Here is a 15,178-nt window from a genome sequence, read left to right on the forward strand (position 1 = left end):
CATATAGGATCTTTCGCCCGGGGGGGGCCGCGGTTTGCGAGGCCCCCCCGCCCGCCTTTTCCCCCCCCACCCGGGGGGCCCCCCCCCCCCCCCGCCGCGCGCGCCCCGGCGACAGCCTGTTCGGCGGCAATCGCCGCGGCTTCGGTTTCCTCGAGCAGCGCCAGCGCCTGTTCAACCAGAAGTTGCTTCTCGGCGGGATCGGCCAGGCCGGCGACCCTGGAGGCGATATCGGACAATTCCCGGTCGACATCGGCGAGTTGGCGGGCGAAACGGTCGCGGCGCTCCGCGGTGTCGCGCAGCGTTCGTTCGATCTGGTTGCGGGAGGCGGCGGCCTCCGCCCGTTCGGCGGTCAGCCCGGCGAGTTTGGCTTCACTGGCGGCAAGCGTCGACGCCGCCTGTTCGACCGCCGCGCGGGTGCTGGCCTCGCGGTCGGCGGCGCCGGCGTTCTCGGTGTTGAGCGCGGCTTCTTCGGCGGCGAGGCGCTCAAGAATATCTGCATTGTCGCGGACCATCCGCTCCTCGCGGACGATGTCGCCGTCGAGTTGCTGGAGCCGGCGGTCGAGCTCCAGTTGGCGGGCGCGGATGCGGCCCGCTTCTTCCTCGATCTGCGTCTTGGCGATCGACAGGCGCTGGAAGGCGGCAGCGGCGGCGGCTTCCGCGTCGCGCAGGTCCGGCAACCGATGGGCGCCGATCCCTTGCTCTCTGGCGGCAGCCATCTGGGCAGCGGCGCGGTCGCCGACCAGTGCCGTGGCGATCGCCAGCGCCGAGCGCGCCTCGCCTTCCTGCGTCTTGGCCAGCGTCCAGCGCAGATGCAGCAGCGTCGCTTCAGCCTTGCGGATGTCAGCCGACAGGTTCTTGAAGCGCGAGGCCTGGCGGGCCTGGCGCTTCAGGCTTTCGATCTGGCTTTCAAGCTCGCCGACGACATCGTCCAGCCGTTCCAAATTTTGTTCGGCCGCCTTCAGACGCAGTTCGGCCTCGTGGCGGCGTGTGTGCAGGCCCGAAATGCCGGCCGCCTCTTCCAGCAGCGCACGGCGCGCCTGCGGCTTGGCCTGGATCAACTCGCCGATGCGGCCCTGCCCGACCATCGAGGGCGAGCGGGCGCCGGTGGATTGGTCGGCGAAAAGCAGCTGTACGTCCTTGGCGCGGGCTTCCTTGCCGTTGATGCGGTAGAGCGAACCCGCCTCGCGCTCAATGCGACGCGAAACCTGCAACTCGTCCGCGTCGTTGAAGGCCGAGGGCGCGCTACGGTCGCTGTTGTCGAGGAAAAGCGTGACTTCGGCGGTGTTGCGGGCCGGACGCGTTCCGGAACCGGAAAAGATGACGTCGTCCATGCCGGACGCGCGCATGTTCTTGTACGAGCTTTCGCCCATCACCCAGCGCAGCGCCTCGACAAGGTTGGACTTGCCGCAGCCGTTCGGCCCGACGATGCCGGTCAGGCCGCGTTCGATGACGAACTCACCGGGTTCGACGAAGGACTTGAAACCGAGCAGGCGGAGGCGCGAAAACTTCATTCGCGCCGCCCCATAAGCGGGTTCCGCAAAAGTGTTCCGCGGTGTTGCGAAAAGAACCCGCGGCACAACAAAGAGTCGCGCACGCCGAAGCGCAGCCGCTTCGGCGCTGCCGAAACGTCAGAGCAGAGGGTCGATAATGGCCGAGATTTCCTCAATCGACAGCGCCCCCTTGTAGGTCTTCCCGTTGATAAAGAAGGTCGGCGTCGAGTCGACCTTGAATTCATCGGCGCCGCGCTTCTGGACCGACCTCACATCGTCCAGAAGTTTCTGGTCCGTCAAGCAGGCCTCGAACGACTCCTGTGTAAAACCGGCCATCTTGGAGATTTGCAGCAGGGCGTCCTTGGTATTGGCGACACCTGCCCAGTTCGCCTGCTGCCTGAACAGAACGTCCACCATCGGGAAATAATTGTCCTTGGAGCAGCGCGCCAGCATGAAACCGGCCTCGGCGCTGGGGTCGAAGGGGAATTCGCGCAGGATAAGTCGGGCCTTGCCGGTATCGATGTATTTCGTCTTCAGCGCCGGGAGGGTGGTTTCATGGAAATGCGCGCAGTGCGGGCAGGTCATCGAGGCATATTCGACGATGGTGATCTTCGCGTCGTCCTTGCCGAGCTGGATGTCGGGCAGTGCGCCGGGCTTCAGCAAGGCAGCCATGTCCACCGTGCCCTGGGCCTCAGGCGCCTTGGCCGCGGCCGGAGCCGCCGGCTTGGACGGATCGGCTGGCTTCATCGCATCGGCGGGGGCCGCAGGCTTCACATCCTCTGCCACGGCTTTCTCGCCCGAGTCGCTGCAGGCAGCGAGTAGAGCCACCGCCGGCATGGCGGCCAGCGACGACAGGAGGTTTCTGCGGGACAAAAGACGGGGCATACGAATCACCTGACAATGGTTGGATTTTGCAATGCAAAGGCTAGAAAAGGCGAGAGTTGGCGCGAATTAAGGCATCGCCGTCCCCATTCCAATCGCCAAATCTTGGGTACGCGATCACGAAAGCGCGAGATTATATTTTCTTTTGACCGAGAATGGTGGCGCCGAGCCGCTCCAGCGAGGCGCGTAGCCCATCGTCCTCGATCATTCCGACAGTGCCTGACAGCTTCACCTTCTCGGCCGCGGTCAGCGGCCGGATGCTCGGTTTAAGCCGCCCTTTGTCAACCGTGACCGGCTTTTGCACGATTCTGATCCGGCCGATAGCGTTGAAGCCGAGGAAGGCGTTGACCCGGTTGATGATCTCGCCGGTCTCGTGCTGCAGATGAAGCGCCGCCATGCCTTCGCAGGCGATGACCAGCACCGCCGGCTCGAACGGATCATCTTCATGCATGCGGCGCGGCCACTGGATCTTTTCAGGGCGCGAACGGCTGGCAAGCCGTGGCCCGGCAATCTCCTCCCATGACTGGACGAGCCCGATCGACATGCCGGCTCGCTTGCGCAGCACCGGATCGAGGATCTGGGTTGCGAGATCACTCACCGGAACGGGATTGCCGAAGGGCCTTTTCCCTGCCATGTGCGTTCTCCAGTCACGACCTTCACCATGCATCGGTTAGGCCAGTCCTAGATCAATGGCACCGCACGACCAGACCCGCAAGACCGCATCCGGAGACAGCGGCAAAGCTGCATCCGGAGACAGCGGCGAGATCGCGTCCCGCCTGCTCGCCTGGTACGACGCGCATCACCGCGACTTGCCGTGGCGCATTGCGCCGCGCGAGTTGGCACGCGGCATACGGCCCGATCCCTATCGGGTCTGGCTTTCCGAAGTCATGCTGCAGCAGACCACGGTCGAAGCGGTAAAATCCTATTTCCGGGCCTTTGTCGAGAAATGGCCTGACATCGAGGCTTTGGCCGGGTCACCGACCGAAGATGTCATGAAGGCCTGGGCCGGACTCGGCTATTATTCCCGCGCGCGCAATCTCAAGGCCTGCGCCGATCTCGTCGCGCGGCAAGGCGGCAGGTTTCCGGATACGCAAGCCGGCTTGAGAGAGCTGCCCGGCATCGGCGCCTACACGGCGGCTGCGATCGCGGCGATCGCCTTCGACCAGCCCGCCGCGGTCGTCGACGGCAATGTCGAGCGGGTGGTTTCCCGGCTGTTTTCGATCGTCACGCCGCTGAGCGAAGCCAAGGGGGACATACGCACCTATGTCGAGCGCATGGTTCCAGCGACCAGACCTGGCGATTTCGCACAGGCAATGATGGATCTTGGCGCGACGATCTGCACGCCACGGCGACCGCGTTGCATGCTGTGCCCGCTGCGGGAGGATTGCAGCGCCACTGTTTCAAGCGATCCCGAGCGCTTCCCTGTCCGCCTGCCGAAGAGTGAGAAACCATTGCGGCGCGGGGCTGCCTTCGTTGCCGTACGTGACGACGGCGCCGTTCTTTTGCGCAAACGTGCGGATAAAGGCCTGCTCGGCGGCATGACCGAAGTACCGACGACCGGCTGGACCGCGCGGATCGACGGCGGCACCACAGCGGCGGCGGCGCCCTTCCCCGGCAACTGGCGGCCAGCCGGGAAAATTGGCCATGTCTTCACCCATTTCGCGCTCGAACTCGACGTCTTCAAAGCGATGACCGATGTCGCCGCCCCAGCGGGTCATTTCTGGTCGCTGGCCGACGAAATTTCCGGCGAAGCACTGCCCACCGTCATGAAAAAGGTAATCGAAGCGGCGATACCGGGCGCGACGAAGAAGCAGCGCGCACATTGAATCGCCCACATCGCCCCCACTGAACTGCGTTGAACGAGGACAAGAATGACCGAGATCCGCCACATCGTTTTCGACATCGGCAGAGTGCTGATCCACTACGATCCGAACCTGCCGTTCAGCCGTATCATTCCGGATGCTGAGGAGAGAAAGTGGTTCTTCGACAATGTCTGCACGCATGACTGGAACATCGAGCAGGATCGCGGCCGCACCTGGGAAGAAGCCGAGGCGCTGCTGATCGCCGAACACCCGGACCACGCCGAAAATATCCGCAACTTCCGCCGCCTCTGGCACGAGATGGTGCCGCATGCTTATGACGACAGCGTGCAGATCATGGACAAGCTGATCGAGAGCGGCCACGACGTCACCATGCTGACCAATTTCGCCGCCGACACGCTTGCCGAAGCCCGGCAGCGTTTCGACTTTCTCAACCGTCCGCGCGGTGTGACCATTTCGGGCGAGATCGGCATGATCAAGCCGGAGCGCGGCATTTACGACCATCACGTCGCCGCGTTCGGCCTCGAGCCCGCGGCCACGCTGTTCATCGACGACAGCCAGAAGAATGTCGACGGCGCCAAGGCGGCCGGCTGGCAGTCGGTGCTGTTCACTGACGCAAAGACGCTCGAGGCGGACCTTAAGCGTTACGACATCGAACTCTGACGATACGGTATGGGCAGGATTGTCTTAACCTACGACCCGTACTGGCCAATGCTCGATGTTGATATCGTGCAGGGTAACTTTCGTGGCCGTGGCGTCGTATATTTCACAATCAACGAAATAAGCGAATTCATGACGTCGCTGAAAGCATACCCCCTTGAGCGAGCGACGCTTTCGCTGAAGTCGCCAGGCCTGTTAAACATCTCTGTTTTCCCAACGGATAGCGTTGGGCATCTGGCATTTCGAATCGAGGTCGCTGAAGAAGCCGATGCAGTCGAATTTGCGCGTATTCAGCTTCGCACCGACTATTCGGGACTGTCCCGTTTTCACAATCAGCTCACCTTGATGGCCGAAGGCGATTTGAACGAAATTATTCTGGAAGAAAGGGGCTGACGGCTATCAGGCCCCTGCCCGCTCCATGCCGAGGCGGGCGATGCGGCGAAGCTCGTCGATCGGGGTCAGGCCGCCGCTGCGCTCATAGTGCCAGAAGGTCCAGCCGTTGCAGGCATCCAGCCCCTGAACCTCCGCGCCGATCTTGTGGATCGATCCGGCGCTGTCGCCGACCGCCACAGTGCCGTCGGCGCGCACTCTGGCCGCCCAGCGCTTCTTGGCGTCGTAGAGCGTGGCGCCCGGCAGCATCAGCCCGGTGTCGATGAGGCTGACGAAAGCAACGCGCGGCTCGGCGCGCTTTCCGGTAAGCACGGTAAGGGCAGCGCCGTCCAGCGGCCGGACTGCATCGATGCGCTCGTTGGCGGCGTCGATATAGGCCTGCTCGCGCTCGATGCCGACGAAATGGCGGCCGAGGCGCTTGGCCACGGCGCCGGTGGTGCCGGAGCCGAAGAAGGGATCGAGCACGATATCGCCGGGCTTCGTCGAGGCCATCATGATGCGGGCGAGCAGCGCTTCGGGCTTCTGCGTCGGATGCAGCTTGTCGCCATTTTCGTTCTTGAGGCGCTCGCTGCCGGTGCAGATCGGAAACAGCCAGTCGGAACGCATCTGGATGTCGTCGTTCGACGCCTTCAGCGCTTCGTAGTTGAAGGTGTAACCCTTGCCCTTCTGATCGCGCGAGGCCCAGATCATCGTCTCATGGGCGTTCTGGAAGCGGCGGCCACGGAAATTCGGCATCGGATTGGTCTTGCGCCAGACGACATCGTTGAGGATCCAGTACCCCAAATCCTGCATCTTGGCGCCGACCCTGAAAATGTTGTGGTACGAGCCAATGACCCAGATGGTGCCGTTGGGCTTCAGCACGCGGCGCGCCGCCAGCAGCCAGGCCCGGGTGAAGGCGTCGTAGACCTCAAAACTTGCGAACTGGTCCCAGTCGTCGTCGACGGCATCGACCTTGGACTGGTCTGGACGATGCAGATCGCCGTCGAGCTGCAGATTGTAGGGCGGGTCGGCAAAGATCACATCGATGGATTTTTCGGGCAGCCGGTCGAGTGCGGCGACGCAATCGCCCTTCAGGATCGTATCCAGCCATTCGGATTGCTGGGGAGCATGGGAAAGCTCGTCGAGAAGACGCACGGCAGACATTGTGACACCCAAAGCACGCGTTACTGTTTACTCCCTGTTATGGTTACCGATCAGCGTAAATATTCGGTGAAGGCCTGGGGGGTGCGGACCGCGGCAGTTTGCGAAGGCCGGCCTGTTGGTGTATGTCGCGCCGGCCTGAAACGTCTCAGCCTGCTCCCTCCCGCTTTCCGGATCGCGATGGCCCAGCCAGACCTTGTCATCTTCGATTGCGACGGCGTGCTCGTCGATTCCGAAATCATCGCCGCGCGCATCGAAGCCGAGCTTTTGACGTCGGCCGGTTACGAGATATCGGCTGAGGAGATTTCCGAAACCTATGCCGGGCTGACCTTCAAGGACATCATGATGCGGGTCGAGGAAAAATCCCGCGTCCCATTCCAGGCCTCGCTGATCGATCGCGCCGAAGACCTGGTCGACCGCCGCCTGCGCAGCGACGTGCGCGCCGTCGACGGGGTGCACGAGGCGGTGGCCGCGGTGACGGCGCCGCGCTGCATCTGCTCGAATTCGCGCAGCGAGCGGATCGAATTCATGCTGGAGAAGGTGCATCTGCTGCCGTTTTTCAGCGGCCGGATTTTTTCCTCGCTGGAAACACCAAGCGGGAAATCCAAGCCGGCGCCCGACGTGTTTCTCTTTGCCGCGGCAAAGCTCCAGGCCGATCCGGCGAACACCTTCGTCATCGAGGATTCCGTGCACGGCGTGACCGGCGCCAGGACAGCCGGCATGCGTGTGATCGGCTTCACCGGAGCGGCGCACAGCTATCCCGGGCATGCCGACGCGCTGACCGAGGCCGGCGCCGAAACGGTCATCCGCCGCTGGACGGAGCTGAAAAGCGTGATCGCCGCCCTGTCGGAATGGTCGGCGGATGCGTGAAGCAGGCGTCCAAATGGACGCGCAGCTCCAAAGCCGCGGCTAGAGCGGTTCATCGTTTCAGAAACGCCGAACCGCTCTATCTCTTTTTTTGCGCAATTCCGGACGGAAAACCGTTTCACACTTTTCCTGGAATTGCTCTATTCGGCCGCGGCAACCTTCTTGTCGGTCTTCTTCGGCGGCCCTTCGTCATAGCCGGCGAACACCTGATAGTCCCGCGCGGTGGGCTCGGGAACGACAACGTTCGAATCGGTGAAGACGAACTGGGTGGCACTCGAGGGATTGGTAACCTGGACCTGATGTTGGTGAAGCTGCGAGTAAAGGACGTCCTTGCCATGCATCACAGCGATACGGATCGGCATGGTGATGGTGCCAGGGCTGAACATCGGTCCCGGAACGACCTTGCCGGCGACGGCGATCTTCATCGTCAGCGAGCCGTTGGCGCGGTTGCAGTCGCGGGTCACATCGGTGATCGAGGCCTGATAGACGATCTTGGCGGAATCGTCCTGCTGGTCGCCGCTCGCGTCAAGCGCGGCAGCTTCTGCATCCTGGGCGGCGGCTTTTTTCTTGGGCTTTTGGCTGCCCTTGGCATAGGTGTTGAAGAAGGCGGTGCCGTCGCGCAGCGTCACTTTCGGACAATAGGCCAGCAATTGGCTAGCGAGAACCTTGGGGTCTGGAGGTGGTGGCGGTGTCGTGTCCTTCTTTCCGAAGCCCAGCATGCTACTGCCGCCTGATTGGCAGCCGGCGGCGGTAAGCATAAAGCCGGTGAGCGCCAGACCCGCGACAAAACGACCGTTAAATGTATGAAACGCCATGAACTGCACTTCCCTCTCGCAAAGCGGGTGACGTATATCAACCGCGCGGCAAAAATGCGACTGAGCACATACGGAAATTAACCACTTTGCCGCGGACAATACCGCCCGGCAGCAATGGAACATGACGATGCGATATGTGAGCACCCGCGGGGAAGCGCCCGTGCTTGGATTTTCCGACGCTGTGCTGGCGGGCTTGGCGCGCGATGGCGGACTTTATGTGCCTGATATCTGGCCGCAGTTTTCGGCGGCAGAGATCCGCGCCATGCGCGGCCTTGCCTATCCCGACCTCGCCATCCGCGTGCTGTCGCCGTTTCTCGGCGGCGAGATCGCGATGCCGGTGTTCGAGCGCCTGGTGCGCGAAGCTTATGCGACGTTCCGTCACGAGGCGGTCTGCCCGCTGGTGCAGACCGGCTCGAACATGTTCGTTCTGGAACTCTTCCATGGCCCGACGCTTGCCTTCAAGGACGTCGCCATGCAGCTTCTCGCCCGGCTGATGGACCATGTGCTTGCCGAACGCGGCCAGCGCGCCAGCATTGTCGGCGCTACCTCCGGCGATACCGGCGGGGCCGCCATCGATGCCTTCGCCGGCCGCAACCGCACCGACATCTTCGTTCTTTTCCCGCACGGCCGGGTCTCGCCGGTGCAGCAGCGGCAGATGACGACGTCCATCGCCGCAAATGTCCATGCGCTGGCGGTCGAAGGCAATTTCGACGATTGTCAGGCCCTGGTGAAGGACATGTTCAACGATCACGGCTTTCGCGACCGAGTATCGCTGTCCGGCGTCAATTCGATCAACTGGGCCCGCATCATGGCCCAGATCGTCTATTACTTCTCATCGGCGCTGTCGCTCGGCGCGCCCGACCGGCCGATTTCGTTCACGGTGCCGACCGGCAATTTCGGCGACATCTTCGCCGGCTACGCCGCCAAGAAGATGGGGCTGCCGATCGAGCGGCTGATCATCGCTACCAACGACAACGACATTCTGGCGCGCACGCTGTCGAGCGGCGAGTACCGCACGAAAGGCGTCTTTTCGACCACGTCGCCGTCGATGGACATTCAGGTCTCTTCGAATTTCGAGCGCTTGCTGTTCGAGGCGGCCGGCCGCGACGCCGCGACCGTGCGGCGCTACATGAGCGGCCTCAAGCAGTCCGGTGCCTTCACCATCGAAGCCGGCGAGATCGCCAGGATCCGCTCCGAATTCGACGCCGGCCGCTCGACCATGGACGAAGTCGCCGCCACGATCCGCTCGACGCTCGCAGCCAGCAACTATCTGCTCGACCCGCACACGGCCGCGGCCATGCACGTTGCGGTTGCGAAGGCGACCAATGCCGTGCCGATGGTGGTGCTGGGCACCGCCCATCCGGCAAAGTTCCCGGCCGCCGTCGAAGCGTCCAGCGGCGTGTCGCCTGCCCTGCCCGCATGGCTAGGCGGGTTGATGACTTCAGAGGAAAAATACACGGTACTTCCATCCGACCTGAAAATGGTGGAAGATTATGTTAGCCGCCACACGCGGGCGGCAAGTTAGGGAGTATCAGCTATATGGGTGTTGAGGTAAGCCGTCTGTCGAACGGCCTGACAGTCGCCACCGAAACCCTTCCAAGCCTCGAATCCGTCGCTCTTGGCGCCTGGATCAAATCAGGCGCCCGCAATGAGCGTAGCGAAGAGCACGGAATGGCCCACCTGCTTGAACACATGGCGTTCAAGGGAACCAGAAGGCGCAGCGCCTTCGAGATCGCCTCGGAAATCGAGGATGTCGGCGGCGAGATCAATGCCGCCACAAGTGTCGAGACCACCTCCTATTATGCCAGGGTGCTGAGCGACGACGTGCCCCTGGCCGTCGATATCCTGTCCGACATCCTGCAGGAATCCGAGTTCGACCCGCAAGAGTTGGAACGCGAGCAGCATGTGATCCTGCAGGAGATCGGCGCCGCACACGATACACCCGACGACGTCGTCTTCGACCATTTCACCGAGACGGCGTTCCGCCACCAGACGATCGGCCGCTCCATCCTCGGCACGCCGGAAACCGTCAAATCCTTCACCTCGAGGCAATTGCACAAATTCATCGAACGGCAATATGGCGCCGAGCGCATGGTGATCGTTGCCGCCGGCGACATCAAGCACGACAATTTCGTACGCGAGGTCGAGAAGCATCTCGGCGGTTTCCGCAGCAAGTCCGACAACACCATGCCGCAATATGCGCAATATGTCGGCGGCGATTTCCGCGAGGACCGCGACCTGATGGACGCGCAGATCGTGCTGGGGTTCGAGGGCCGCGCCTATCATGTACGCGACTTTTACGCCTCGCAGGTCCTGTCGATGATCCTTGGCGGCGGCATGTCGTCGCGTCTTTTCCAGGAGGTCCGCGAAAAGCGCGGGCTGTGCTATTCGGTCTATGCCTTCCACTGGGGTTTTTCCGATACTGGCATATTCGGCGTCCATGCCGCGACCGGGCAGAGCGACATCGCCGAATTGGTGCCGGTGGTCATCGGCGAGTTGCAGAAGGTCGGCGAGAACATCCTGCAGGAGGAACTCGACCGGGCACGCGCCCAGTACCGTGCAGGCCTGATCATGTCTGCCGAAAGCCCAGCCAGCCGCGCCTCGCAGATCGCCCGGCAAATGCTTCTGTTCGGCCGGCCGATCGCCAAGGAAGAGCTGATGGAACGGCTGTCGGCGCTGACGGTCGAGCGCTTGACTGACCTGTCGTCACGGCTGTTTTCGACCAAGCCGACGCTGACGGCCGTCGGACCGGTGGGTACGCTTGCTCCCTATGAGGCGGTCCTCGAATCGCTTTCGGGCACGCAGACCACGGCCCGAAAGCTCGCCGTCTAAGTCCATCAAAGCGTCATGTTCGCGCTCCCTTTCTTTCGCCGTGACCTGCCGGCACTGAAGGGTGACCGGGTCACGCTGCGCGTGCCGCTGACCAACGACTATCGTGAATGGTCGGTGCTGCGCGGGGAAAGCCGCGCCTTCCTGGAGCCGTGGGAGCCGCGCTGGAACCCCGACGAGCTCGACCGCACGGCCTGGCGGCATCGCCTCAGCCGCTATCGCGAAGACTATGCGCAGGGAACGGCCATAGCCTTCTTCATCTTCGACAAAAGCAACGGCAAGCTTGTCGGTGGAATCACCCTCGGCAATATCCGCCACGGCGTCGCGCAAAGCGGCCATATCGGCTACTGGATCGGCGAGCGCTACAGCGGCCGTGGCCTGATGACCGACGCGGTCAAGGTGGTGACGCGCTTCGCCTTCGATACGCTGAGGTTGCACCGGATCGAAGCTGCCTGTATTCCCGACAATGCCCGGTCGATCCGCGTGCTTGAAAAAGCCGGATTCCGGCGCGAAGGACTTCTCCGATCCTATCTCAGGATCAACGGCATCTGGCAGGACCACTACCTCTACGCCCGGATCGAGGACGATCCGCCGGGCGCGGAAACGAAGGACTGATTTTGACGAATTTCCTGCGAATCGGGTCGTTGTTCGCCTTTGTGCTGACGGCAATCGTCGTGCTCTGCGCGGCGTCCTCGGCCTTCGCCGTCGAACCGATCAAGATTGCCCGCGACGATGTGGCGCTCGACCTTTCGGGCGCCGTCGAAATCTACCGCAACCAGGGCGAGAATTTTCAGGTGTCGACTGCGCCGGGACCGGACGGCATCGTGCGGCGCATCGAGGTCGAGGCCAATGATGCGCGCTCGACCGGCGACTGGGCGGTGTTCGCGCTTGCCAACACCACCGACCAGCAACTCGACAGGCTGATCGTCGCACCGCATTTCCGGCTGGTGAATTCCGGTATCTTCTGGCCGGATCTCGGCTCGACCCGTATAGCGGCGATCACGCCCAGCGAGGGCTTCGCGCTCGACCGCCAGAGCAGCCCCGACGCTGACGTGTTCCGGGTGACGCTGAACCCAGGAACGGTGATCACCTTCATTGCCGAACTGGCGTCGCCCAAACTGCCGCAGGTCTATCTTTGGGAGCCGGAATCCTACAAGGATTCGGTCAATTCCTACACGCTGTTTCGCGGCATCGTCATCGGCATCGCCGGCCTCCTGGCGCTGTTCCTGACCATCCTTTTCGTCGTCAAGGGGACCTCGATGTTCCCGGCGACCGCAGCACTCGCTTGGGCGGTGCTCGCCTATATCTGCATCGACTTCGGCTTTCTCAACAAGGTCCTGGAAATATCGCCTGGCAACGAGCAGATGTGGCGGGCCGGAACGGAGGTGGCGCTTGCGGCGACCTTCGTAGTGTTTCTGTTCGCCTATCTCAACCTTAACCGATGGCACGGCCATTTCAGCTACGGCGCGCTGGTCTGGATCCTGGGGCTGCTGCTGATCGCCGGCGTTGCAATCGTCGACCCGGCGGTCGCCGCCGGCATCGCCAGGCTGTCCTTCGCCGCCACCGCGCTGACCGGCCTCGGCCTGATCATCTCCCTCGGCATACGCGGCTACGACCGTGCCATCATGCTGGTGCCCAGTTGGGTCATGGTCCTGTTGTGGCTATGCGGGTCGTGGATGGCGATCACCGGCATGCTCGACAACGACATCGCCCAGCCGGCACTGGGCGGCGGGCTGATCCTCATCATCCTGCTCATCGGCTTCACCGTCATGCAGCACGCCTTTGCCGGTGGCGCGCTGCATCAGGGCCTGTTCTCCGATCTCGAACGGCAGGCGCTGGCCGTGGCCGGATCGGGCGACACGGTGTGGGACTGGGACGTGATGCGCGACCGCGTCGTCACCAGGCCGGATGTCAGCATCCAGCTTGGCCTTGCGCCCGACAGCCTGGGCGGCGCTGCCCGCAACTGGCTGCCGGTGCTCCATGCCGACGACCGCGACACGTTCCGCACCACGCTCGACGTGGTGCTCGAGCATCGGCGCGGCCGGGTGTCGCAGGATTTCCGCCTGCGCGGCGCCGACGGGCACTACCACTGGTTTTCGCTGCGCGCCCGGCCGGTAATTGGATCGGACGGCGAGGTCATCCGCTGCGTCGGCACGATGGTCGACGTGACGGAGCAGAAGAAGTCCGAGGAGAGGCTGTTGCACGACGCCGTGCACGACAATCTGACCGGCTTGCCGAACCGGGAATTGCTGATGAACCGGCTGGAGGCGATCATCTCGATCGCGCGCACGGAAGAGAAGGTCCGTCCGACCGTCTTCGTCATCGACATCGACCGGTTCAAGCAGGTCAATGACGGGCTCGGCATCTCGGCCGGCGATACCATCCTGCTCACTGTTGCGCGCCGGCTGCACCGGCTGCTCAAGCCCAAGGATTCGCTGTCGCGCTTTGCCGGCGACCAGTTCGCGCTGATGCTGCTTTCCGAGCAGGACCCGGCCCGCATCGCAGCCGTTGCCGATGCCATCAAGCATGCGATCAACAATCCGATTACCTTTGCCAAGCGCGAGATCGTGCTGACCGCCTCGATCGGTCTGGTCACCTGGACCTCGGCGCAGAGTTCGGCCGAGGACATGGTCAAGGACGCCGAGCTTGCCATGCACCAGGCCAAGCGCTTTGGCGGCGACAGGATCGAGCCGTTCCGACCCGCCTTCCGCACCGTCGGCACCGACCGGCTGCAGTTCGAGTCCGACCTGCGCCGCGCCATCGAACGGCGCGAATTCACACTCGCCTACCAGCCCATCGTGCGGCTGGAAGACGGCAGCGTTGCCGGCTTCGAGGCGCTTTTGCGCTGGGACCATCCGCGTCGCGGCATGATCCCGCCGGGCGATTTCATTCCGGTCGCCGAGAGCTGCGGCCTGATCGTGCAGCTTGGCCTGTTCGCCATGCAACAGGCCGCCGAAGATCTGGCGGGATGGCAAAAGCAGATCGGCGACGCGCCACTGTCGGTTTCGGTCAACCTGTCCAGCCGCCAGCTCATCCGCCGCGATCTGGTCAGCGACGTTCGCTCGGTGATCGCGCGGGCCAATCTGAAGCCGCGCTGCTTCCGGCTCGAGCTCACCGAATCGCTGGTGATGGACAATCCCGAGCAGACGGCCCATGTGCTGAACAAGCTGAAGAAGCTTGGCATCGGCCTGTCGCTGGACGATTTCGGCACCGGCTATTCATCGCTGGCCTATCTGACGCGCTTTCCCTTCGACACGATCAAAATCGACAAGAGCTTTGTCGACGACACGACACCGAAACGCGCGGTGCTGCTCAAATCGATGGTCAACATGGCGCATGAACTCGGCCTTTCGGTCGTGGCCGAGGGCATTTCGGACGAAAGCGACGCGCTCGAACTGCGCCAGATGGGCTGCGAATATGTGCAGAGCTTCATGTTCGGCGCGCCGATGCCCGGTGATCAGGTGCTGAGGACGCTGAAGGAACAGTATCCGTTGACCCGGGCTTGATCTTGTTCATGTCGTTGTCCCAAAACCGCTGCCCATTTTCGGCGGCATGAGCCTGACGATTGGCACCCGCTGGAGCGCATCGGCAAGGTCTCAGTTCCCGCGGCTCGGCACTCCATCAATAGTACGACCGGATGTCACGCGACTGTGAACTGGGAGTCTTGGTTTTCGGCTCGCGCTGTGCATCATACCCTGTTCGCGAAATCGGTGCGAAGAGCAATATCCGGCGATAATGCGGCCTGCTGGCCGGAATCACCGGGTCATGTTGGAGGCCAGACGATGAATTTCGATAAGATTTCTGCCTGGGCTCCGGTGTGGTTAAGCGTCATGAGGATCATGTCGGCGCTGCTGTTTCTGGAGCACGGAACTCAAAAACTCTTCAACTTTCCGCCCGCTCCCGAGCCGATGCAACTGTCCGGGCTTATTGTGTTTCAGGCATTGATCGAGCTGATCGGAGGCGCGCTGCTTGCGCTCGGACTCTTCACCCGGCCCGTCGCGTTCCTTCTGTCCGGCAACATGGCGGTCGCCTATTTCATGGCGCATGCACCGCAAAACTTCTTTCCAGTTGTCAACCAGGGCGACTCGTCGATCCTCTACTGTTTCATTTTCCTGTACTTCTTTTTCGCAGGCGGCGGCGCGTGGAGCATCGATGCGGCCCGTCGCGGGACCGGCCTCGCGACGCCCTGAACAGGGTCGCGAGGGAACTTCCTGGGCGGCTTCCAGCGGAACATGTCCGACAGCCTGCCAAGTCGAAATGATAAGAAGCTTCGGCTCCGCCGATC

Annotated in this window: 14 protein-coding genes; 9 read left to right on the forward strand and 5 right to left on the reverse strand. The window is 62.8% G+C overall.

Features of this window, described 5'->3' with window-relative positions; genetic code table 11:
• The 3 genes from AC0L16_RS01450 to AC0L16_RS01460 form a co-directional block, all read right to left on the reverse strand.
• On the reverse strand, positions 1-1,511 hold a 1,511-nt coding region (locus tag AC0L16_RS01450), incomplete at its 3' end, for an AAA family ATPase (protein WP_473618579.1).
• Between the two features lie 117 nt (positions 1,512-1,628).
• Positions 1,629-2,375, reverse strand: a complete 747-nt coding sequence (locus tag AC0L16_RS01455) for a DsbA family protein (protein WP_473618580.1) — start codon at positions 2,373-2,375, stop codon at positions 1,629-1,631.
• Positions 2,376-2,505: 130 nt separating this feature from the next.
• Positions 2,506-3,006, reverse strand: a complete 501-nt coding sequence (locus tag AC0L16_RS01460; protein WP_091595941.1) for a DUF721 domain-containing protein — start codon at positions 3,004-3,006, stop codon at positions 2,506-2,508.
• 55 nt (positions 3,007-3,061) lie between these two features.
• Here AC0L16_RS01460 and mutY point away from each other — a divergent pair, with 55 nt between their 5' ends.
• Genes mutY through AC0L16_RS01475 form a run of 3 tightly spaced genes read left to right on the forward strand, consistent with a single transcriptional unit; the run spans position 3,062 to position 5,245 of the window.
• On the forward strand, positions 3,062-4,198 hold the full coding sequence (gene mutY / locus AC0L16_RS01465) for an A/G-specific adenine glycosylase (protein WP_473618581.1): 1,137 nt from the start codon (positions 3,062-3,064) through the stop codon (positions 4,196-4,198).
• Positions 4,199-4,243: 45 nt separating this feature from the next.
• Positions 4,244-4,855: an HAD family hydrolase gene (locus tag AC0L16_RS01470; protein WP_473618582.1), complete on the forward strand. Its 612-nt coding sequence runs from the start codon at positions 4,244-4,246 to the stop codon at positions 4,853-4,855.
• A gap of 9 nt (positions 4,856-4,864) precedes the next feature.
• The gene (locus tag AC0L16_RS01475) at positions 4,865-5,245 is read left to right on the forward strand and encodes a hypothetical protein (protein WP_473618583.1); all 381 of its coding nucleotides are present in this window, start codon (positions 4,865-4,867) and stop codon (positions 5,243-5,245) included.
• A gap of 6 nt (positions 5,246-5,251) precedes the next feature.
• Here AC0L16_RS01475 and AC0L16_RS01480 read toward each other — a convergent pair whose 3' ends face one another.
• On the reverse strand, positions 5,252-6,385 hold the full coding sequence (locus AC0L16_RS01480) for a DNA methyltransferase (RefSeq protein WP_473618584.1): 1,134 nt from the start codon (positions 6,383-6,385) through the stop codon (positions 5,252-5,254).
• A gap of 177 nt (positions 6,386-6,562) precedes the next feature.
• On the opposite strand from AC0L16_RS01480, the gene AC0L16_RS01485 reads away from it, so the two are divergent.
• Positions 6,563-7,252 carry an HAD family hydrolase gene (locus tag AC0L16_RS01485; protein ID WP_473618585.1) on the forward strand — a complete coding sequence of 230 codons (690 nt, stop codon included), beginning with the start codon at positions 6,563-6,565 and terminating at the stop codon, positions 7,250-7,252.
• A 137-nt stretch (positions 7,253-7,389) separates the two neighbouring features.
• Here AC0L16_RS01485 and AC0L16_RS01490 read toward each other — a convergent pair whose 3' ends face one another.
• Entirely contained in the window at positions 7,390-8,064 is a 675-nt protein-coding gene (locus tag AC0L16_RS01490; RefSeq protein WP_473618772.1) for a hypothetical protein, read from the reverse strand.
• Positions 8,065-8,191: 127 nt separating this feature from the next.
• Here AC0L16_RS01490 and thrC point away from each other — a divergent pair, with 127 nt between their 5' ends.
• The 5 genes from thrC (at position 8,192) to AC0L16_RS01515 (ending at position 15,083) form a co-directional block, all read left to right on the forward strand.
• The gene (thrC, locus tag AC0L16_RS01495; RefSeq protein ID WP_473618586.1) at positions 8,192-9,589 is read left to right on the forward strand and encodes a threonine synthase; all 1,398 of its coding nucleotides are present in this window, start codon (positions 8,192-8,194) and stop codon (positions 9,587-9,589) included.
• A 14-nt stretch (positions 9,590-9,603) separates the two neighbouring features.
• Positions 9,604-10,896 carry a M16 family metallopeptidase gene (locus tag AC0L16_RS01500; protein ID WP_473618587.1) on the forward strand — a complete coding sequence of 431 codons (1,293 nt, stop codon included), beginning with the start codon at positions 9,604-9,606 and terminating at the stop codon, positions 10,894-10,896.
• Positions 10,897-10,911: 15 nt separating this feature from the next.
• Entirely contained in the window at positions 10,912-11,508 is a 597-nt protein-coding gene (locus AC0L16_RS01505; RefSeq protein ID WP_023799303.1) for a GNAT family N-acetyltransferase, read from the forward strand.
• 2 nt (positions 11,509-11,510) lie between these two features.
• Positions 11,511-14,399, forward strand: coding sequence for an EAL domain-containing protein (locus tag AC0L16_RS01510; RefSeq protein ID WP_473618588.1), 2,889 nt, complete (start codon positions 11,511-11,513; stop codon positions 14,397-14,399).
• Positions 14,400-14,675: 276 nt separating this feature from the next.
• Positions 14,676-15,083, forward strand: coding sequence for a DoxX family protein (locus tag AC0L16_RS01515; protein WP_473618590.1), 408 nt, complete (start codon positions 14,676-14,678; stop codon positions 15,081-15,083).
• The last annotated feature ends 95 nt before the right edge of the window (positions 15,084-15,178 follow it).

It is taken from the genome of Mesorhizobium sp. WSM4848 (assembly GCF_055811375.1).